The sequence below is a fragment of the Sinosporangium siamense genome (assembly GCF_016863435.1).
GTDB classification, from domain to species: domain Bacteria; phylum Actinomycetota; class Actinomycetes; order Streptosporangiales; family Streptosporangiaceae; genus Sinosporangium; species Sinosporangium siamense.
Window position 1 is genome coordinate 50,177 of sequence record NZ_BOOW01000018.1, and the last position, 20,193, is coordinate 70,369.

General features: G+C 71.0%; 16 protein-coding genes. 3 read left to right on the top strand and 13 right to left on the bottom strand.

The window, feature by feature from the left end; translation table 11 throughout:
- Positions 1 to 6: 6 nt before the first annotated feature.
- From Ssi02_RS13585 to Ssi02_RS13600, 4 genes are all read right to left on the bottom strand, one after another.
- Entirely contained in the window at positions 7 to 1,086 is a 1,080-nt protein-coding gene (locus tag Ssi02_RS13585) for a serine hydrolase domain-containing protein (RefSeq protein ID WP_204025456.1), read from the bottom strand.
- A gap of 283 nt (positions 1,087 to 1,369) precedes the next feature.
- Positions 1,370 to 1,849, bottom strand: coding sequence for a Clp protease N-terminal domain-containing protein (locus tag Ssi02_RS13590; RefSeq protein ID WP_204025459.1), 480 nt, complete (start codon positions 1,847 to 1,849; stop codon positions 1,370 to 1,372).
- A complete protein-coding gene (locus Ssi02_RS13595; RefSeq protein WP_204025461.1) occupies positions 1,846 to 2,082 on the bottom strand; it encodes a hypothetical protein in 237 nt (78 codons plus the stop codon). The genes Ssi02_RS13590 and Ssi02_RS13595 overlap by 4 nt, the downstream gene beginning before the upstream one ends.
- A 149-nt stretch (positions 2,083 to 2,231) precedes the next feature.
- Positions 2,232 to 3,293, bottom strand: coding sequence for an NAD(P)H-dependent amine dehydrogenase family protein (locus Ssi02_RS13600; protein WP_204025463.1), 1,062 nt, complete (start codon positions 3,291 to 3,293; stop codon positions 2,232 to 2,234).
- Positions 3,294 to 3,513: 220 nt separating this feature from the next.
- On the opposite strand from Ssi02_RS13600, the gene Ssi02_RS13605 reads away from it, so the two are divergent.
- Positions 3,514 to 4,410 (top strand): SDR family oxidoreductase, encoded by an 897-nt coding sequence (locus tag Ssi02_RS13605; RefSeq protein WP_204025465.1) that lies wholly within the window; start codon positions 3,514 to 3,516, stop codon positions 4,408 to 4,410.
- Positions 4,411 to 4,765: 355 nt separating this feature from the next.
- Here the strand turns inward: Ssi02_RS13605 and Ssi02_RS13610 are convergent, their stop codons facing one another.
- Positions 4,766 to 4,957: a ferredoxin gene (locus tag Ssi02_RS13610; protein ID WP_204025466.1), complete on the bottom strand. Its 192-nt coding sequence runs from the start codon at positions 4,955 to 4,957 to the stop codon at positions 4,766 to 4,768.
- A gap of 107 nt (positions 4,958 to 5,064) precedes the next feature.
- Here Ssi02_RS13610 and Ssi02_RS13615 point away from each other — a divergent pair, with 107 nt between their 5' ends.
- On the top strand, positions 5,065 to 5,697 hold the full coding sequence (locus Ssi02_RS13615; RefSeq protein WP_204025467.1) for a class I SAM-dependent methyltransferase: 633 nt from the start codon (positions 5,065 to 5,067) through the stop codon (positions 5,695 to 5,697).
- Positions 5,698 to 5,760: 63 nt separating this feature from the next.
- Here Ssi02_RS13615 and Ssi02_RS13620 read toward each other — a convergent pair whose 3' ends face one another.
- The 7 genes from Ssi02_RS13620 to Ssi02_RS13650 form a co-directional block, all read right to left on the bottom strand.
- Complete coding sequence (locus Ssi02_RS13620; protein ID WP_204025468.1) at positions 5,761 to 11,259, bottom strand: type I polyketide synthase; 5,499 nt, start codon at positions 11,257 to 11,259, stop codon at positions 5,761 to 5,763.
- Positions 11,256 to 12,194 (bottom strand): enediyne biosynthesis protein UnbU, encoded by a 939-nt coding sequence (locus Ssi02_RS13625; RefSeq protein ID WP_204025469.1) that lies wholly within the window; start codon positions 12,192 to 12,194, stop codon positions 11,256 to 11,258. The genes Ssi02_RS13620 and Ssi02_RS13625 overlap by 4 nt, the downstream gene beginning before the upstream one ends.
- On the bottom strand, positions 12,191 to 14,029 hold the full coding sequence (locus Ssi02_RS13630) for a CRTAC1 family protein (RefSeq protein ID WP_204025470.1): 1,839 nt from the start codon (positions 14,027 to 14,029) through the stop codon (positions 12,191 to 12,193). Before Ssi02_RS13630 ends, Ssi02_RS13625 begins: the two co-directional genes overlap by 4 nt.
- Positions 14,030 to 14,200: 171 nt before the next feature.
- Positions 14,201 to 15,217 carry a DUF1702 family protein gene (locus Ssi02_RS13635; protein ID WP_204025472.1) on the bottom strand — a complete coding sequence of 339 codons (1,017 nt, stop codon included), beginning with the start codon at positions 15,215 to 15,217 and terminating at the stop codon, positions 14,201 to 14,203.
- A 298-nt stretch (positions 15,218 to 15,515) separates the two neighbouring features.
- Positions 15,516 to 16,607, bottom strand: coding sequence for a prenyltransferase/squalene oxidase repeat-containing protein (locus tag Ssi02_RS13640; protein WP_239128890.1), 1,092 nt, complete (start codon positions 16,605 to 16,607; stop codon positions 15,516 to 15,518).
- Positions 16,604 to 17,317, bottom strand: a complete 714-nt coding sequence (locus Ssi02_RS13645; protein ID WP_239128891.1) for a class I SAM-dependent methyltransferase — start codon at positions 17,315 to 17,317, stop codon at positions 16,604 to 16,606. Before Ssi02_RS13645 ends, Ssi02_RS13640 begins: the two co-directional genes overlap by 4 nt.
- A 59-nt stretch (positions 17,318 to 17,376) precedes the next feature.
- Positions 17,377 to 18,636, bottom strand: a complete 1,260-nt coding sequence (locus tag Ssi02_RS13650) for a glycosyltransferase family 4 protein (RefSeq protein WP_204025473.1) — start codon at positions 18,634 to 18,636, stop codon at positions 17,377 to 17,379.
- Positions 18,637 to 18,896: 260 nt separating this feature from the next.
- On the opposite strand from Ssi02_RS13650, the gene Ssi02_RS13655 reads away from it, so the two are divergent.
- Positions 18,897 to 19,922: a GDP-mannose 4,6-dehydratase gene (locus tag Ssi02_RS13655; RefSeq protein WP_204025475.1), complete on the top strand. Its 1,026-nt coding sequence runs from the start codon at positions 18,897 to 18,899 to the stop codon at positions 19,920 to 19,922.
- Here Ssi02_RS13655 and Ssi02_RS13660 read toward each other — a convergent pair.
- Positions 19,878 to 20,150, bottom strand: a complete 273-nt coding sequence (locus Ssi02_RS13660; protein ID WP_204025477.1) for a hypothetical protein — start codon at positions 20,148 to 20,150, stop codon at positions 19,878 to 19,880. The genes Ssi02_RS13655 and Ssi02_RS13660 overlap by 45 nt on opposite strands.
- Between the last annotated feature and the right edge of the window lie 43 nt (positions 20,151 to 20,193).

Genomic DNA, 20,193 nt, shown 5'->3' on the forward strand with positions numbered 1-20,193 from the left:
GGGCAATCATCGCGAGCCGGTACGGCAGAAGCGGGCCTCAAGCAACTCCGTGAAGGTCGCCAGCGGGTCGTCCCAGTCGCCGTTCACGTTGCTCACGACGCGGTGGGTGCCCCGCCGGCTGCCCATGGCGTAGGTCCACGACCCCGGGACCGCGCCGCCCCCGCCCCAGACGGTCACGCCGCAGCGGAGCCTCTGGGCGTAGACGCCGAGACCGTATCGGGTGTTCGCGATCCAATCGCCGCCCTCGGTGGAGACCGTGGTGAACATCTCGCGCTGCTGGGCGGGCGGGAGAAGACGGCCGCGCAGCAGGGAGTCCAGGAACCTGTGCAGGTCCGCGGTCGTCGAGATCATGCCACCGGCGGCCCACGCCCACGACACGTCCGTCTCCGTCACGTCATGGATTTGCGCGCCGGGCCCTGTGCCGTCCTTGGTGTAGTGGCGAGCGTGGGGTGTGCGGATCGCCGTCTCGCCACCGGGCAGATATGTGCCGGTCAGGCCCAGCGGGCGGGCGATCCGCCGCGCGATCTCGTCCGCGAGCTTCGCCCCCGTCACCCGCTCGATGATCATGCCCGCGAGGTTGTAGTTGAGCTTGGAGTAGATGAACCCCGCCCCGGGCCGCTCGGGGCGGGGAATCTCCTGGCCGGGCACGACATCGGGCAGTCCGCTGGTGTGGTTGAGCAGCCGCCTGAGGTCGATCTTGCTCCCGTCGCCGCCGAGCTGCTCCTCGACCACTCCGGGCAGCCACTTCGCCACCGTGTCGTCCATGGACAACCTGCCCTCGGCCGCCAGTTGCAACATCACCGTGGCCGTGAACGCCTTGGTGACGCTGCCGATGCGGAAATGTTCCCCCTGCACACGCTTGGCGCCGGTCGCCCGATCGGCCACCCCTGCCGTGCCGAACCAGGTTTTACGGTGTTTGCGGTGGATCTCGGCGACGATGCCGGGCACACCGCCATCGGCCACGGCCCGGTCGAGCACTCGTTGCACGGGGCTGCCGTCGTTCGCGGAGGCGGGCGTGGCCGTCATGGCCAGGGCGGTGACGGTGGCGGCGAGGAGCAGGCCGGTGCGGGGGCGGGAGACCGCCATGGTTGATGCCTCCTTGGGCAGCGGAAAGCGACAGAGGGTACGGCGAATGCCTTCTTGGGCCGCCCGACGCCCGCAAACGGCGTGATCGGCCGGGAGCCTGACCCGTTGAAGATCGGCATCCGCGTTCACAGGTGATCGCGCCTCACGGGCGCATGACCGGCGGACCGCCGTTGGTCAGGAGTGAAGGAGAGGGAAGGCTGCCCTCAGCCGGAGCGGACGCCGCTCGACGGGGTGTGGCTCGCCTGGTGAGGTGTGTGTGGTGCTGATGTGCCGGCGCGTGGTGTCATTCGGTCGTGTTCGTGACATCCTCCACGGCGCGGGCCAGCAGGCCGGCCCTGTCGACGCCGGTGAGGTCGAGGGCGCGTGGCACCTTGCCCACCTCCGCCCGCAAGATCGCGATCAGCACATGCATGGGCCGCAGGTCCTTCTTGCGGTTGCCCGTGAAGATCCGATCAAGCACCTGCCTGCCGCTGGCTCCCATGCCGGACGGACGCTTGAGCGCGGGGCTCGGCCTGGGCATCGTGAACGCGGCGGTGGACACCCCGACGGAGTTGAGGCTGTGCTCGAACTCCCGCTGAAGTGCCGCGCGCACCCCCTGGTGGTCGAGCCCGGCCTCGGCCAGGAGACGCTGCGGGGCGGTGCCCTCCTGGGCCGCGACGGCCAGCAGGAGGTGGCACGCCTCGATCGTCGCCGCGCCGTCCCGCTGGGCTTCGACTCCCCCCTCGGTGATGATCGTATGGAAGTACCTCTGGAACGTGGTCACGGTGAACGTCTCCTCAGCTTCACGCCCGCGGCGATGAGCCGTTTGGCATGCTTCCTGTGCACGGCCTGGCGGGTCACGCCGAGTGCCTCGGCGACCTGCGGCCAGGTCCAGCCGGCGCGCATCGCCTGCTCGACGGCGGCGTCCTCCAGGTTGTCGGCCATGCGCCGCAACGCCATGACGGCGGCCAGCGCGTCTGCCGGATCCTGAGGGACAGGGGTCTCGCTCGCGGACATGTAAGCAACGGTAGTTGACTGAGCCCGGTTAAGCAACACACGTTGCTTAACCGCGTGCGCCGGTGCCGACCGGCCGGGCAGGCTTGCGCCGTACGAGGTTCACCACCTGGCTTCCGCCGCATGGTGCACCTGCCGGAAGCCGGGTACGGCTAAGCCAGCCGCACCGTGCCCCTCCCCGTGGCCAGTGGCAGGTCGAGCAGTGTCCGGATGCCCGGTGGCGCCGCGCACACGGCGGCGATGGAGTTGACCGCGTGTGCCGCCGCTGCGACGAGGCCGTTGGACACCTCGTCCATGTTGCACACCAGATGCGGCTCACCCTCGATGTGGATGGTGAAACCGGGCCCCGGCCAGCGCCGCACGCGGGTGGAGTCCGCCTTGTACACACACTCGACGGTCATGAACGGGCGTCCGCGCACCAGTCCGCTGAAAACCCACCGGGACGCGCAGACCGTGCCCGGCATCACACGGCCCGCCGAGATCGCGAACTCCTCCGTGGCCAGCTCGAACTCGTCGCTCTCCTCCACCTCGTCGAGCTCGACGCCGAGGGCGTCGGCCACGAGCCGCACACTTTCCCCGAACAGGGCGTGCTGGTAGGCGCGGTAGGAACGCACCGAGGTGGCGTAGTCCTTCTGTGAGCGGGTGAACCCCATCAGGTCGACCACGAACTGGCGGGAGGTGTGCCCGCGATAGTCGGACGACTCGCGCACGTAGATGTGGTCGATGCGGCGGGACAGCCCGGTGAGGGCGAGCGGCAGGAGGTCGCTCATGAACCCGGGGTTGACTCCGGTGCCGTGCAGCGATGTGCCGCCGGCGCGGCAGGCGGTCTGGACCCGCTCGACGACGCCGGGGCCATAGGAGCGGGGGTGCACGAACCCGGTGGTGGTGATGACGTTCTTGCCGGACGCGAGCAGAGCACAGATGCTTTCGATGTCAACGGTCTGGTCGCTGCCGAAATAGGAGCCTGGGAGCGGCATGTGCAGCACGCAGTCGGCGTCGGCGGTCAGCACCCGCTCGACGTCGTCGGTGCAGATCACCCCCGAGGACCGGAGGCCGACGAGCTCGCCGGCGTCTCTGCCCACCTTGTCGGGGTCGTAGACGAGCACGTCCACCAGGTCGAACTCCGCCGGGCGGGACAACAGGCCGCGCAGTGAGTCGCGGCCGAGGGCGCCTGTGGCCCACTGGACCACGCGGAGAGGCTGTGGTGCGGGCATGCAGGGCCTCCAGCCCGAGGGTTTGGGGCGGGGCTTACAGGGAGGGAAGTCGAAAGAGTGACCCGCGCCCGTGTGGTCGAAGACTCTAGCAAAGAACCACAGGCGTCATCACTATCCGCAACCGGTGTCGACCTGGGCAGTTATCACTATCCCTTGCCTGCGCATATGGAGTTGTGGTGGTCTCAGACTAGAATCACGTTCGACTTTATGGAGGCCGGTCATGGCGGAGCTCAGGTTCGACGGCAAGGTCGCGGTTGTCACTGGTGCCGGGCACGGGCTTGGCCGGTCGCACGCCCTCATGCTGGCCGAGCGCGGTGCGAAAGTGGTCGTCAACGACCTCGGCGGCGCCCGCGACGGGTCGGGTGCCTCGGCCGGGCCCGCGGCGCAGGTCGTGGCGGAGATCGAGGAGAGAGGCGGCACGGCGGTCGTCAGCGCCGACAACGTGGCCACTCCCGAGGGCGCCCAGGCGATCGTGCGCACCGCGCTCGACACCTTCGGCCGGATCGACATCGTGGTGAACAACGCGGGCCTCCTGCGGGACAAGTCGATCGGCAAGATGACGGTCGAGGAGTTCGACTCGGTGATCGCGGTGCATGTGCGCGGGTCGTTCCTGGTGAGCCACGCGGCGTTCCCCCACCTCAAAAGCCAGGGCTACGGGCGCATCGTCAACACCTCCTCCCCGTCCGGCCTGTTCGGCAGTTTCGGGCAGGCGAACTATTCCACCGCCAAAATGGGCCTGGTCGGCATGACCAAGACCTTCGCCCTCGAAGGCGCCCGCGCCAACATCAAGGTCAACGCCATCGCCCCCGTCGCCTGGACCCGCATGACCGAGGGCCTGATGCCCGCGGACTTCGAGGAACGGCTCACCCCCGCCCGCGTGACCCCCCTGGTCGTCTACCTGTGCCACGACCAGTGCGAGACCAGCGGCGAGGTCTTCTCCGTCGGCGGCGGACGCATCGCCCGCGTCTTCGTCGCCGAGGGCCCCGGCTGGAAGCAGGACGAGCACTCCGTCGAGGACATCCAAGACAACTGGTCCACCATCACCGCCGAACAGCCCTACCTCACCCCCACCACCCTCGGCGACCAGTCCGCCGCCTCCTTCAAGGCCATGCTCTAGCGCCTCATAAGCTCTGGCCGTGACACCGCTAGACCGGACAAGCCCGACCCCGGGCGGCTTCACCGCCGAAGCGTTCTCAAGGCTGCCGGGCCTCCCTCCGCATTCCGAGCTCATTGACGGAAACCTCGTTTTCCCCATTCCTCACACGAAGTGGCACAGTCGGGTCATCACACGCTGACGGGCATCCACCACGACAGGCTCAAGGTGCCGGTGCCGTACGAGATCGACATCGATCTGTCCGCGATCGGCTCACGGTGGAGGTGAACGTCTCCCCTCGAGGGGAGACGCTTGGCCGTGGGTTAGGGGAACACGATGATTTGGCGGAGGGTGTCGCCGGTCAGGGATCGAAAGGAGGTCACTCCTCCAGGGAGAGTGCGGCCTTGGGGCAGGATCGCACGGCGTGCCGAACGCGGTCGCGCGCCTCGGGCGGCGGCTCGGGGAGCAGGATGTGCAGGTTCTCGTCGTCGTCGAGTTCGAAGACCTCGGGGGCGAGCCCGGAGCAAATGCCGTTGGCCTCACACACCAGGTAGTCGACCTTGACCCTCATGGTTCCTCCGGCGTGAGCATAGAACACGTTCCACTAGGCCGGGCAAGGCCACGGGAAGCCGCGTCGCGGGCGTGGATTAGTCTCTCGTCACTATGGACATCGCCACCATGCCAGCGGACCTGCTTTTCGCCGCCGAGCACGCCAAGGGTTTCATGCCGCCGGACGAGGGACGCGCCCTGTTCGAGACGGCGGTCGCGTACGGCTCGCGCGGGCCGCTGTGCGAGATCGGCAGCTATTGCGGCAAGTCCGCCGTCTACCTCGGCGCCGCCGCCCGCCTGACTGGAACGGTCGTGGTCACCGTCGACCACCACCGCGGGTCGGAGGAGATCCAGCCGGGCTGGGCGCACCACGACCCGACACTGATGGACCCCCTCTTCGGCAAGATGGACTCCCTGCCGGTCTTCCGCCGTACCATCGCCGCGGCCGGGCTTGAGGACGTGGTCATCGCGGTCGTCGGCGGCTCCGAGCAGATGGCGGCGCTGTGGAACGCCCCGCTCGGACTGCTCTTCATCGACGGCGGCCACTCGGACGGCCCCGTGACGGCCGACTACGAGGGCTGGGCGCCGCACGTGGCCGTCGGGGGAGCGCTGGTCTTCCACGACGTCTTCGCCGACCCGGCCGACGGCGGGCAGGGGCCCTACCGCGTCTACCGCCGCGCGCTCGCCTCGGGCGCCTTCACCGAGACCCGGCACGAGGGCTCGCTGCGCGTGCTGGAGCGCACCGGACCGGGCATCGGGTAACCCTGGGACGCCCCTAGGACGCCCCAGGACGGGACCGGGCATCGGGTGACCCGAGGGGCGCTCTCACCCACCCCCCTCGGCCATGAGCGCGATCGACACCGCCTCGTCCACGCCGCGGATGCGCACCACGGTCGAGGCGATCAGGTTCGAACCGGAGCGCAACAACGCCCAGCCCCCGTCGAACACCCCCTCGACCGCCAGCGGCGCACTGGGCGGCAGCCCCGCCTTCGACAGGCACTCCACGGCGTTCCACACCCGGGTCGCCACGGTGTCCCTCGGCTCGTCGCACCGCGGCTGCAACTCGTTGACGAGCGGGGTGAGGCCGGGGCCGAGCGCCGGTACGGCACCGCCCACACGTTCCCATCCGCATGTCGCCGGGGAGGCCGTCGACAACACGTGCCCGGCGAGGTGGCTGCGCGAGCAGCCCGCCTCGGGCCGGTCGACGCTGACCCGCAGCGACGGCGAGAGGCCGAGCGCCACCGCGGCGCGCTGGAGGTAGACGGCGAGCAGGGACGGCGGCCACGGGTCCACGCGGGGCAGCGGCCCGGCGTCCTTCAGCCGCAGGCCGGTCCACGTGGCCACGGGGCGGCCTTCGCCGTTCACCGCCTCGACGTCCCAGACGTACTCGGCGATGTCGCCGTGCCGTTCCCTGGCGGAGAGGCGCACGTCGCCCCTGCCCGCCTCCGGGTGGATCACCAGGCGCTCGGCGCCGGCGGGCAGCAGCCGGCGGTGCGGCACACACGCCTGAAGCGCGTGAATCGTCGCGTCGGCGACGCCGGGGCTGCCCAGTAGCGGCGAAGCGCCGCCGAACCAGCCCTCCGGCTCGTCGCCGCGCACCTCACCCGCGCACGCGTGCGGCTCGACCAGCGTGAGCCGGGTCACCCGGCGGAAACGCCCGGTCTGGAAGCACAGCGGGCCGTAGATCTCGTCCGCCGTCAGCGGCTCGCCCCTGTTCTGCGCGGTCTGTGTCCCGGCCGGCGGGGAGTGCGCCCCCCGGGTGGAGGCGACGGGGAACACGGCGCGGACGTGATCGGCCTGGAAACCTGTCTCCTCCGAGCGCAGTACGACCTCGATCACGTCGTCGCGCCGCAGCGCGCACACCCTGACCGTCGTGCCGCCGCCTTCCGGCACGGTCACCGGCCGGTCGAACGACATGTCCGCGATCTCACTCACTCGCCGCCCCGCCACCACCGCGGCGGCCTGCGCCAGGGCCTCCAACGCGACCACGGCGGGCAGGACCGCTGTGCCGCCGGGGCGGTGATCGCCGAGGCAGGGGTCGCTCGCCAGGGACACCACGCTGTCGGCGACCAGCTCGACCCCCGGGTAGTGCACACGCACGTCGTCCACGAACCGGCCACGCCCGGGACAGGGCGCCGGGGGCTGCCCCAGCCGCCCGTGCACCGCCACACTCGGCGGGAGTCCCGGCGTGCGCAGCAGCTTCAGGAACACCTCCACACCCTCGCGCTCGGGCAGAGGGGTCACGTCGCACGCGGGATCGCGCACGTCCGACCACGTCGTCCAGTCGATGTTGAGCCCGCCGAGCCGCCTGCTCTGCTCCCGCATCAGCCCGGCGGCCAGGGCGTAGTGGCTTTCGCCCGCCATGCCGTACGTCCCGGCGACCGAGCCGAACGTGACGATGTGCTTGGGGGAGGCGGCGGCGACCAGGTGGGACAGGCCGGCGACCTTGGGGGTGAGGTGCGCGACGATCTCGTCGTCGCCGAGCTCGGCGAAACGCGCGGGGCGGTTGACGGCCGCCGCGTGGATCAGCATCGTGATCGGCCCGAGCGCGTCGGTGAGGAGCCGTACGGCACCGGCCGCCGCGGCCTCGTCCCCGATGTCGGCCAAAGCGTAGGCGTGCCGCACCCCGCGCTCGGCCAGCGCGGCCAGGTTCGCGCGGAGCACCTGGTCGTCGTCGGGCGAGGCCCGCCCGACGAGCCCGAGAGCACAGCCCGACGCCTCGGCCAGGCCGGTCGCGCAGGCCAGGCCGATGCCCTTGCCGCCGCCGCTGACCAGCACGACGTCGTCGGGGCCGACGGGCAGCGGGCCGTCGCCCGGCAACGGGATCGGGAGCGGCTGCGGGCGCGGATCGCCGGTGAAGACGTCCGGGTGCTCCAGGTGCAGGCTGCGGGCGAACCCCGCAAGCGCGCCGCCGTCGGCGGCTACGGTGAAGCCCGTCCCGTCGGCAAGCGCCTTCCTGGCCGCCCGCAGCAGACGGGCGATCTCCTCGGGGTCCAGCGGGTCGCCGACGACGAGTGTGCGCGGGTGGTGCAGGCGCGGCGCCGTGATACCGAGTGGCCGGCGCCGTGCCGCCGCCGGGCGTCCGCCGCTGCCCTGGACGAGTTTGGTGATCTCCTGCGGCCTCAGGGGGTCGTCGGTGGCGACGGCCTCCTGACGGCTTCGCCGTACCGGCGCGGGGCGGGGGGCGGTGTCCTGGACCAGTTTGGTGATCTCCTGCGGGTGCAGCGGGTCGGCCTGCGGGACGGTCTCCTGGGCGGGAGGCGACGAACCGGGGCCGACGAAATCGGGATAGGCCGGTTCGGCGAAGCAGCGCACCCACGGGGCCACGCCCGGCACCGGGGTCGGCGGCGTCCTGTCGCCGTCCGGCCCGGCGGGCGGGAGCGCAGCGATGCACTCCGCCAGGTCCGCGACGGTGATGTCCCCCGCCGGAGGCGCCACCGGGCGCCGGCGGCCCGCCGCCCGCGCCGCGCCGGCCGCGAGCCGCGCCGTCGAGGTCACCTTCAGGTCGCCCAGCAGGAACATGTCGTCCGTGACGGACTCGACGGGGAGCCCCGCCTCCGCGGCCACCAGGTCGCGGACCAGCCACACGACCTCCTCGGCGGGGAGGAAACCTCCGGCCTCCCCGCAGGCCGTGTCGTTCCCGCGCAGTCTGGAACACGGGTTCGCGATGAACACGCGGTCCCGCCAGATGTCCATCGGTCTGCCGGGCAGGTCGCCGTACAGAGGCGACAGATCCGGTATCGCGCCCGCCGCCCACAACGCGGCCGCCGTCTCCGCCGCGGGCGCCGCCGAACGGCCGAAGGCGTCCACGCTGACCGCGGGCACCCCCTCGATCAGCGCCGACAGGGTGCGGCCCGGGCCCGCCTCGCAGAACAGGTCCGTGTCACCCGCGACATGGCACACCGCGTCCCAGAAACGCACCGGGGCCGTGATCTGCCTGTGCAAGAGCAAGGCCGGATCGTCGTCGGGCGACAGCGGCGCACCCGTCACCGTCGAGATCAGCGTGCGCACCGGCGGGCGGAACCGGACGTCCTTCAGGAAGTCCGCCATGGCCGCCGCGCAGTCGGCCACGAGCGGCGAGTGGAAGGCACGCGACACCGGGAGCGCCGTCGTCGGCACCCCCCGCTCCGCCGCCCGCCGCACCGCCACCGCCAACTCCTCCAGCGACCCCGCGAGCACACACGAGGCCGGGCCGTTGACCGCCGCCAGGACCAGGGCCGTGCCCCGGGCGAGCTGCTCGGCGACCTCCCGGCCCGCTCCCACGCTGACCATGCCGGCGCCGGGGCGGCCGAGTTCGCTCATGATGTGGCCGCGCCGCCGCACCAGCCTGCGCGCGTCCTTGACGGTGAGGCTGCCCGCCCACACCAGGCCCGCGATCTCACCGAGGCTGTGCCCGACCGCCGCGCCGGCCGTCACACCGAGCCGGTCCAGTTTCCGCAGCGCCGCCAGGGACGCGGCGAGTATCGCCGGCTGTGCCTCGGCCGTGTCGGCGACACCGTCGCGCACCCGGCCGTCGGGGCTGCGCACCGGAGCGCCCTGGCCGGGGAACAGGAGAGTGACGCGGCCTCGCACGCCGTCGCCCGCGAACACGCCGGGGGCGGCGTCGAGCACACCGGGCCGGAGCCGCTCCCAGCGGTCGGCGGCGACCGCGGCGCGCTCCGCGAGCTGCTCAGGCGACCCGGCCACGAGGGCCACCCGCCTGCCGCCGGCCTGCCCCGCGTCCCCGGCCGTGCCCGGAGCACCGCCAGGACGGGTGCCGAGCGCGCGGGCCAGGTCGACCAGTTCGGCCTCCGACCAGCAGGTCGCCTGATCGGCGATGCGGCGCAGCGTGCCGAGGACGTCCTCACCGGAGATCGCGAACACCAGCGGGTCGTCGCGTGACGGCAATCCTTCCGGCAATACGCGCCGCTCGCTCACCGGATAGGCGCCGCGGACACCGGCGGGGGTGGACGACATGGGGGCTTCCGCCGTACCCGACACCACCAGGTGGGCGTTGAGGCCGCCGACGCCCGCGGCGCTGACGCCGGCGTAGCGGGGGCCGTCGGGCCAGGGTTCGGGGGCGTCGAGGATACGGAGGGGGGAGGCGGGGCCGGTGAGAAGTTTGTGGGGGTTCTCGCAGCCGGTTGTCGGCGGCAGGGTGCCTGCGGCGAGGCTGAGGGCCGCCTTGATGAGACCCGCGACGCCGGCGGCGGCCTTGGTGTGGCCGATGTTGGCCTTCACCGAGCCGAGCGCCGCCGGGAAGGCGGGCCGCGAGGTGGACAGCAGCCGGGTGAGCGCGGTGAGTTCGGCGGTGTCGCCGGCGGATGTGCCGGCACCGTGCCCCTCGAACAGCGCGACCTCGCCGGGCAGCACTCCGGCGTGCGCATAGGCCCGGCGCAGCGCGAGCACCTGCCCGTCGGCCGCGTCGGCGCCTCCGGAAGACACACCCCACCCGGCGATCTCGGCGTGGATCCGCAACCCCAGGTCGCGGGCGTCGCCGGCCCGCATCAGGGCGACGAACCCGCAGCCCTCCCCGGGCCAGAAGCCACCCGCGCGCTCGTCGTAGACACGCATGCGGTCCGCGGCGAGCACGCCGGTCTTGGCGAGGCCCACCAGCTCGAAGGGGTCGAGGCTGACGTCGACGCCGCCGGCGAGCACGAAGTCGGCTCCGCCCTCACGGAGGGTACGGCAGGCCGAGATGACCGCGAGCAGCGATGACGCGCACGCGCCGTCCACCGCGTAACCGCCGCCGCCGAGGTCGAAATGGCGGCAGACGTGCCCGGCGATCATGGTGGGCTGCGCGCCCGCGAGGCTTTCGTCGGAGAACTCCGGGAAGGGGGAGAGATAGTCGCGTTCGGCGCGCTCCAGCACACGCACCCCCGTCTCGACGGGCAGGTCCGCGAGTGCGCAGGCGAGCACGTCCCGGACGTACGGCCAGCGCAGACGCAGGGCATGAGCCCGCGTCACCTCCCCGGCGAGCGTGTTCCCGACCACCACCGCCACCCGTTCGCGGGCGAGGCCGTCGGCGCCGGGGAAACCGGCGTCGGCCAGGGCGTGGGCGGCGGTGTCGAGGGCCAGCCAGTGCGCCGGGTCGCTCACCCGGTGCACGGCGGCCGGGATCCGGTAGGCGGTCCGGTCGAACTCCCAGCCTTCGATGAGCGCGGCCCGCGTGCTGTAGGTGCGGTCGGCCGACGATCGGTCGGGGGAGTGGTAGTCGGAGAGGCTGAGGCGTTCTGCGGGAATGCGGCGGAAGGCCCGCCTGCGCCACATCACGCTCTCCCATAGCGCGGCGGGGTGGGGAGCGTCGGGATAGGCGCAGGCCATGCCGACGATCGCGATGTTCACGACCGGGCCCCCGCCAGGGCCGGTGCGGTGGGAGCGATCTGGTCAGGGCCGGTGCGGGAGCGGGCCAGGATCGCGAGACCCACCCCGCGTGCCGCGCAGACCAGGAGGAGAGCGACGAACAGCCCGTTGGAGATGTGCAGGTGCACCAGCAGCCCGTAGACCACAGCCGCCGACATACCGAAGGCCACCTGGTGCAGCGGTCTGCTCGGTGTGGTGTCCGGATCGACGATCACGAAGGTGGTGAAGAGGACGAACATCGCGCCCGTCATCGGCAGCAGCGCACCTGCCGCCGACACGTCCGTGAACAGCCCGCGCACCACCGCCTGGGCGGCGAAACCACCTGCCCAGGCCAGGATCAGCGGCATCCTCCCGGTCAGCCGCACGTGCGGCGCGACGCCGAGCCCCAGCAGGCCCAACGGCACGATCACGTCGAACACCCCGGACACCCACGCGGTGAACTGGTACGGCGGAGCCAGGTCGGCCTGCGGACACAGCACGAGCACCGCGACGACGCCCAGGGCCACCGGGTTCAGGCAGCGCGGGCGGACCACATAGGCGCTGCCGACCGCGACCACGGCGGCGAGCACGGTGGGCGTCAGGGAGGCGGTGCCGTACAGGAGCATCGCGCACAGCAGACCCACGCAATAGGACGGGAGGAAGAAATCCACTGCCCTCCCGAACGGCATGAGATAACGCGGGTGCCTGCGGTGTGCCCGCGCGTCGACCGACTCCAGCACAAGCTCGGCGATCAGCGCCGCCGCCACCGCGGCGACCGGCGCGGCATATGCCTGCTCGAAGCCGAGCACCGTGTGCCCGAGCACGGTCACCACCGTGAGCGACGCGGCGGAGCCGCGCAGCGCCAGACCGCGTCTGCGCGCCGGGCTGAGGCCCGTCGCGATCGGGGTCGTCTTCTCCTCGGTGAGGGTGGTCGTCACGTCATCTCCACGGCGCGTCCGTCGCCGGTCAGCAGCACCTTGTGCCAGCCGGGGGTGATCGAGGTCGAGGTGGTGCGTGGCACGCCGCAGGCGTCGCGCCACTTCACCGTCACAGGCAGCGACATCCGCGACGACAGGTTCTTGACCCTGCCCGCGCCGCCGAGCCCGAAAAGCAGCTCGGGGGCGGACACGCCGCCGTGGCCGCCTGCCGGATAGAGCTGCCGGGTGCTTGTCGTGCCGTCGGGCAGCGTGAGTGTGGCCGCGGCGCCGATCGCCGGGCGGGTCGTCGCCGCGCGGATCGGTGGCTTGCGGCAGCCTCCGGCCGAGAGTCTCAGCCGCAACCCGACGAAGGGGGCAGTTGTCCCCGTGTTGCGGAAAAATGCGGACCTGCCCCACTGGTTGGCCAGCGCGAAGTCCAGCCTGCCGTCGTCGTCCACGTCGCCCACCGCGAGCGCCCTGCCGGCCGCGTCCGTGGTCATGCCCGCTTTTGCGGCGACGTCGACGTAGTGGCCGCCTGGATCCTTGGTGAACAACGAGGTGGCGGTGCCTCCAGTGCGTCCGGTGCGTCCGGTATGTCCCCACAGGTCGTCGCCGGGGGCGAGGCGCGGCCACAGCCCCGGACGCCTCACGAGCAGGTCGTTGGCCATGGCCGCCTCCTGCCACTGCGGCCGGCGGTCCGCCGCGCCGGGCAGGAAACCGGTGGCGTGCACGATCTCGTCGCCGCCGTCGTTGTCGAAGTCCGCCGTCTTGACGTCCCACGACCAGCCGGTGCGGCTCAGCCCCAGCTCCTCGGCCCGATCGTCATACGGCAGTTGCCCGCGGGTGGACACAAAGGCGAAGTTCCCCTGATCGGCGCCGTTGCCGACCAGGATGTCGGGCACCCGGTCCCGGTTGAGGTCGCCGAACGCCACCCCCATGCCCTTGTACGAATCCCCGCCCAGCACGCGCGACCCCGGCGTGCCCGCCCGGCGGGCGCCTTTGACCTCGCGGAACGCGACCCGCCCCGGCGCCGAGACGTTCATGAGCAACTTGTCGGGCCCGGCGTCGTCGGCGATGTAGAGATCGGGACGCCCGTCCCCGTCGAGGTCCTGCGTGCCGAGCGCCATGGTCCAGCCCGTCGTCGAGACCGGCGCGAACGCCCCCGACACCTCGGTGAACCCGCCCGTCCCGTCTCCCAGGAACAGCCGCTCCGCACCGCCGTCGCGCGCGCTCGCCATCGAGCCGGGCATGACGAGGTCGTCTTGACGGCCCGCAGGGTCGAACACGCGGGCGCCGTCGGGGAAATAGTTGCCGAAGATCAGGTCGAGCCGCCCGTCCCCGTCGTAGTCGCCCATCGTCGCGGCGGAGGTGCTCCAGACCTCGGGCACGGCGGTGAGTTCCCGGTGCTCATAGGCCCCCGCCGACAGCGCCGCCTTCGGCAGCCGCACGAACAGCGACGGCGAACGCCCCCAGTAGTAGACGACCAGATCCTGCCACCCGTCCTGGTTGAGGTCCGCGGGCATACATCCCGTCGGGACCTCGTACGGCAGGAGCCTGGGAGCGGCCAGCGTGAACGACGGATAACGTTCGACCGTGCCCGGCGCGGGCGACACCGTCACCGTGTCGCGGCGCGGGTCCACCAGGCACACATCGTCGGAGGTGACGGCGCCGTCGGCGTCGAACAGCGCCACAGCCGCCCCTGCGGACGAGGCCCACGCGTCGACGCCCGCGTATGCCGGGGCCACCTGCCGTACCCTCCGCTCGCCCGGGCGGTCGGCGGGGCCGAGCGGCTCGGCGTCGAACCCGAACCGCTCGGCCAGCGCGCCGCCGCCGGGTCCCCCGGGGGTATCGCTCAACGACCACACGCAGACCGAGGCGGCTACGGCGAGGGCTCCCGCCGCGTGCCGCCGTGATGACCTTGAACCCTTCACTCTGCCCCCGTTCACTTTGCCCTGTGTCGCGATGGTTGTGCGGGTGTGCGGCGGCCCGAAGACGGGGGGAGACGAGAGAGCCGCGCGCACCGCAGGTCAGATGTCGAGCCGGCCCTTGTTCCTGCAGGCCCAGGACTTGCGGATGCCGGCACGCCACGACTGGTAGTGGTAGTAGGTGCGGGGGTTCGTCCCGAGTCCGGCGAGCGACTCGTCGGTCCACGCGCCCGCCTCGTCCGCCTCCACCCCGCACAGGAGAGGCGCGGCGGCCTCGGTGTGCGGGGGCATGATCCCCGACCTCAGATGCGCCGCGCAGGCGAAAGCGGCGCCCTGCGCGAGATGCGCCCGGTAGCCGTCGCGGGACGCGTGCGCCGCGAGCCCGGCGAGACCCTCGCCGTCGCACTGGCCGGTATAGGCCGCCGCCATGCCCACGCCGCTCCACAGGTCGGCGCGGCGGCCCGGCGGGAACTCCGCGACCCTTGCCGCGACACCGTCGGGGTTCGCGCACTCGTGGAACCACAACATGCGCCCGAGCCCCTGGTCGACCACGGCGCGGTGCCCGCGGCGCATCGGGCGCGGCTCACGGCGCGCGCCGACCGCCGAGTCGGCCGAGAAGAAACCCCGGTGGAAGCCGAACCCGTCGAGCGCCAGCCAGCGGAGCAGGGGGTGCGCCGTCGTGATGCCCCACATCGGGCGCGCCCGCAGCCGCGCGTAGGCCCAGCCGACACCCACGTGCACGAGGTGCGGGTATGCCAGCGCCGGGCCGTTCAGCAACTCGCGCAGGTGGCGGCCGCCGGTCAGCTTGAGCAGGTCCAGCATCGCCGCGCCCATGCCGGCGCCTTCGAAGGCGAAGCCCCGCAGATCCTCCCGGAGGCCGCCGATCGTGTCGAGGCGGCGGGAGAGCATGGCGTTGAAGCCGATCAGGAACGAGCGGCCCGCCTCCTCCAGACCCGCCCGCGCTTCGGCGGGGAGGAGGCCGAACCTCCGCAGGGCGAAGTCCATCTGCCCGAGGTCCTGCGTCAGGAATCCGCGCAGGCTCTTGCCCGGAGGGCCGTCCGGCGGCGTGCGGACCTCCTCGGCGTCGGTGCCGGTCTGCATCGTGTCCGTGCTGCCCATTCGTCCCCCGACCGTGCTCGTGGCCAGGGCCGAAGGTATTGAGCCGCATGGAGTTGATCAAGTACGCGCGCTCATGCCTCTATGTAAAGAATGAACCTTTTCCATCCTCCGGAGCGACCCGTGAAGCAAAGCCGGATCCGACCTGGTGTGAGGTCGGGGCGGCCGGGTGGGTGGGGTTGGTCGGGTGGAGGCGCGGCCTCGGGGTGATTCGGGTGGGTGGGTTGTGGTTTTGAGGGGTGGGCTTGGGCCGGACCGGTTAGGTGGTCGGGGTGTGGCTTGGGCGGGCCTGGCCGCCTGGTCAGGTGGTCGGGGTGTGGCTTGGGGTGAGGTCGCATCCGCAGGCGTGTGGATCGCTCACCGGGTTCGCCACCACGTGGCGGCCCGCGTCGCGGAACACCCCGGCCCCACCCGAGGCACCCGCCAGCGCGTCGGCGGCGAGGATCACGGCGGCCGCGGTGTAGGCGGACTGTTCGTTCGGGAAATGCTGCCGGTTCACGAACTGCCAGCCGGTCCAATAGGACCCGTTCTCGTGGCGCAGATGCTGCATGTCGGCGAACAGCACCATCGCCCGTTCCCGATCGCCGATGGCGGCCAGCGTGAGCACCAGCTCACACGTCTCCGCACCCGTCACCCACGGCTGGTCGGAGACACAGCGCACCCCAAGGCCCGGCTCCACGAACGTGCCCCACCCTGCGGAAAGCCGCTCCCGCGCCGCCGCCCCACGCACGGCGCCGCCGAGCACCGGGTAGTACCAATCCATGGCGAACCTGCTCTTGTCGGCGAACGCCTCCGGGTGCGCGGCGAGCACATGCGCCAGCCTGCCCGCGGCGAGCTCCCAGTCGGGCTGCGGATCACCTACACGCTCGGCCAGCAGCATGCCGCAGCGTAACCCCTGATGAATCGAGGAACATCCGGTCAGCAGTGCGAAGTCCGCGGGTGTGCCGTCCGCCCCCCGCCGCCACAACACCTCGCCTCTGGTTGTCGCGAGACCCACGACAAAATCGAGCGCCAGCCGTACGGTAGGCCACATCGCCCGCACGAAATCCTCGTCGCCCGTCACCAGCAGGTCGTGCCACACGCCGACCGCGACATAAGCCGCGTGGTTGGACTCACCGTCCACCTCCGTCGCCTGGCCGCCGACCAGCTTCATCGGCCAGGATCCGTCGGGGCGCTGGTGGCGCACAAGCCAGTCGTAGCCCGCGCGGGCCTGGACCGTAAGGCCCGCGACCGTCATGGCCATCAGGCACTCGACGTGGTTCCACGCGTCGACGTGGCCCTCGGGCCAGGGCACACCGCCGTCGGGGTCCTGCATCGCGGCGATGCTGTGCGCCGTCTCCACAATCTGGGCGCGCGTCAGCACACCCGGCACCTCGGGAATGGTGTGGGTCACTTCGGCTTCCGGACATAGAGGACGACGCTCTTGCCTATCAGGGGGTTGAGCACCGCCTCCGCGAGGCGGGTGACCGCGGGGCGCTTCATAATGTCCCAGACGAGCAGCTCGTGATAGGCCTTCGCCACCGGATGCTCGTTGTTGTCGACACCGACCGCGCATTTGATCCACCAGTACGGCGAGTGCAGTCCGTGGGCGTAATGACGGGGGCCGATGACCAAGCCGGTCGACTTCAGCTTGGCGCTCAGCTCGGCGAGAGTGTAGATGCGGATATGTCCGCCGGGGGCGGTGTGATAGGCCTCCGACAACGCCCAGCAGATGCGCTCAGGCAGGAAGCTCGGCACGGTGATCGCGGCGGTGCCGCCCGGCTTGAGCACCCTGGCGATCTCGCGCATGGCCGTCATGTCGTCCGGGATGTGCTCCAGCACCTCGGCCGCGATGACGTGGTCGAACGAGCCGTCCGGGAAGGGCATGTCGAGCGCGTCGCCCACCACGGTCTCGCCCGTGGCCCCCTCCGGCACCTCACCCACCTCGCGCATGGCAGCGAACATGTTCGCCACCGTCTGCAACTCGGCCGCGTCCATGTCGAACGCCACCACGTCGGCCCCGCGACGCAACACCTCGAAGGCGTGGCGGCCACCCCCGCACCCGAGATCGAGCACGCGGTCACCCGGGCCAACGGGCAGGCGGGCGAAGTCGACGGTCAGCACGTGTCGCTCCCTAGCGTTGTGGATGGTTGGGGCGTTCGGCTTGGGCTTTTCCCGGGCCGTTATCCAGGCCCTCGCCTTGCCTTCGCCCGGGCTGCGATCGCCTCGCGATATGCCTCGACCGTGCGTTTCGCCACGACATGCCAGGTGAACCGCTCCATGGCCCGGTCGTAACCCGCCTGCCCGACCCGGGCACGCTCCTCCGGGGAGTCGTGCAGCCGGCGCAACACCGCCGCCAGCTCCTCGGCGTCACCCGGCTTCACCTGAATCGCCGCGTCGCCCACCACCTCGGGCAACGCTCCCGTCCGCGAGGCCACCAGGGGTGTGCCGCACGCCATGTGCTCCACGGCGGGCAGGGAGAAACCCTCATAAAGCGAGGGCACCACGGAGATCTCCGAGGTGGCGATCAACTCGCCGAGTTCGTCGTCGGAGATCCCGTGCACGAATTTGACCCGGTCGCCGAGAGCCAGCTCCTTGACCAGCTTCTCGGTCGGCCCGCCAGGCGTCGGCCTGCTCACCACGGTCAGGTTGACATCGCGCTCGGTCGCGAGCTTGGCGACCGCGCGCAGCAGCGTCGCGACCCCCTTCATGGGGGAGTCCGCACTGGCCACCGCGACGATCGACCCCTTGCGGCGGGGTTTGTCGGGACGCGGGTGGAAATAGCGGGTGTCGACTCCGAGGGGGATCAGCCGCATGTTGGCCTGCGGCACGTTGAAGTCGCGGTGGATGTCGGCCAGACTCGACTCGCTCACCGTCAGGATCGGATTCAACCTCGGCGCCACGATCGACTGCATGCGCACGAACCCATACCAGCGGCGCATGCTCAGCTTCTTCCAGCCCTCCGCCTCCTGAAGCTCGATGCGGCGGTCGACGCTGATCGGGTGGTGGATGGTGCCCACGACGGGGAAGAGCTTCTGGATGCCGAGCAAGCCGTAGCCGAGCGTCTGGTTGTCCTGCACCACGTCGAAATCGCCGACCCGCTGCTCCAGCACACGGCGGGCACGCAGGGAGAACGTCAGCGGTTCCGGAAAACCGGCCGTCCACATCGTGCCCACTTCGAGGAAGTCGATCCAGTCGCGATATTCCGCCAGCTTCGGGGTGCGGAACGGGTCTTCGTCGCGGTAGAGGTCGAGGCTGGGCACTTTGGTGAGGATGACACCCTCGTCCAGCTCGGGGTACGGCTGGCCGGAGAAAACCTCGACCCTATGCCCGAGTGCGACCAGCTCACGGCTGAGGTGGCGTAGGTAGACGCCCTGGCCGCCACAGGTCGGCTTGCTCCGGTAGGACAGCAGTGCGACCCGCAGCGACCCCGCATCTGCCACGGCAGACCCCTTTCTCCCCTGGCCGACCGGTAGCCGCCCGGATCGGGCATGTACCGTGAAAGATGACCTTAGTCGCGAAGACTACCATTTGGTAGTTCGTGTGCGCCTAATGTGGAATTGTTCCTCATGTCACGTTTACGTCCTGTGAGCTGCGAAGTTACCCTGGCCGGGCGCCGCTCGGTGAAACCTGTTCTAGTCAGCGTGTCTCTGACCTGGACATAGGGGCGGAACTTTGTTGTGACACGAGTGTGGGAGGACCCTTGAGCAGGCGCGCGCTCATCACTGGCATCACCGGACAAGACGGCCTGTATCTCGCCGAACACCTGCTGAGCGAAGGCTACGAAGTCTGGGGCCTCGTCCGCGGACAGGCCAACCCGCGCGTCTCCCGCCTGCGCAGACTCCTCCACGACGTGCGCCTCGTCCGCGGCGACCTCCTCGACCAAGGCTCCCTCATCTCCGCCGTCGAGAAGGTGCAACCCGACGAGGTGTACAACCTCGGCGCCATCTCCTTCGTGCCCATGTCGTGGGAACAGGCCGAACTCACCGCCGAGGTCACCGGCATGGGCGTGCTCCGCATGCTGGAGGCCATCCGCGTGTGCTCCGGCATCACCTCCGCCCGCGCCGACGCCCACGGCCAGATCCGCTTCTACCAGGCGTCGTCCTCCGAGATGTTCGGCCAGGTGCGCGAGACCCCCCAAACCGAACGCACCCCCTTCCACCCGCGCTCGCCGTATGGCGTGGCCAAGGCATATGGCCACTTCCTCACCCAGAACTACCGCGAGTCCTACGGCATGTTCGCCGTCTCCGGCATCCTGTTCAACCACGAATCCCCCCGCCGCGGCGCCGAATTCGTCACCCGGAAAATCACCCTCGGCGCCGCCCGCATCAAACTCGGCCTCGCCCGCGAACTCCGCCTCGGCAACCTCGAAGCCCGCCGCGACTGGGGCTACGCCGGCGACTATGTGCGCGCCATGCACATGATGCTCCAGACTCCCACCCCCGAGGACTACGTCATCGGCACGGGCCGCACCCACACCGTCCGCGAACTCGTCGAAGCCGCCTTCACCGCCGCCGGCCTGAACTGGGAACACCACGTCATCTGCGACCAGTCCCTCCACCGCCCCGCCGAAGTCGACCTCCTGTGCGCCGACCCCAAAAAAGCCCGCACCCAACTCCGCTGGGAACCCTCCCTCACCTTCGAAGAACTCATCGCCATGATGGTCGAATCCGACCTAAACCTCCTAGCCAACGGCGGCGACCCAGACCAGGACTCCTCCTGGCCATAACCTCCACCGGTGGGGGTTATCGACGCGGTCACCCGGTTGCAGCCAGTTGCCCTCGATCCGCGTGCGGATCAAGCGCAATCCGGTGGAAGGGTCGTTCCACCAGCCGCCCTCCGGTGTTTCGGCGAGCCCCTCGACATCGGCGACGGTCTGGCGGCGAGGAACCCGGCCGTTGCCGATCGGGGTGAGGCCATCGGCCGACAGGGTCCACCTGGTCTGACGGGCGGTCACATCGGCGCCAACATTGAACGGGAGCCTCCTTCCGACGGGGCTT

Excerpts from the sequence above, each read along its gene's own strand:
- Ssi02_RS13585 (WP_204025456.1), bottom strand. The coding sequence starts at position 1,086 with ATGGCGGTCTCCCGCCCCCGCACCGGCCTGCTCCTCGCCGCCACCGTC.
- Ssi02_RS13595 (WP_204025461.1), bottom strand. The coding sequence starts at position 2,082 with ATGTCCGCGAGCGAGACCCCTGTCCCTCAGGATCCGGCAGACGCGCTG.
- Ssi02_RS13600 (WP_204025463.1), bottom strand. The coding sequence starts at position 3,293 with ATGCCCGCACCACAGCCTCTCCGCGTGGTCCAGTGGGCCACAGGCGCC.
- Ssi02_RS13605 (WP_204025465.1), top strand. The coding sequence starts at position 3,514 with ATGGCGGAGCTCAGGTTCGACGGCAAGGTCGCGGTTGTCACTGGTGCC.
- Ssi02_RS13610 (WP_204025466.1), bottom strand. The coding sequence starts at position 4,957 with ATGAGGGTCAAGGTCGACTACCTGGTGTGTGAGGCCAACGGCATTTGC.
- Ssi02_RS13615 (WP_204025467.1), top strand. The coding sequence starts at position 5,065 with ATGCCAGCGGACCTGCTTTTCGCCGCCGAGCACGCCAAGGGTTTCATG.
- Ssi02_RS13635 (WP_204025472.1), bottom strand. The coding sequence starts at position 15,217 with ATGGGCAGCACGGACACGATGCAGACCGGCACCGACGCCGAGGAGGTC.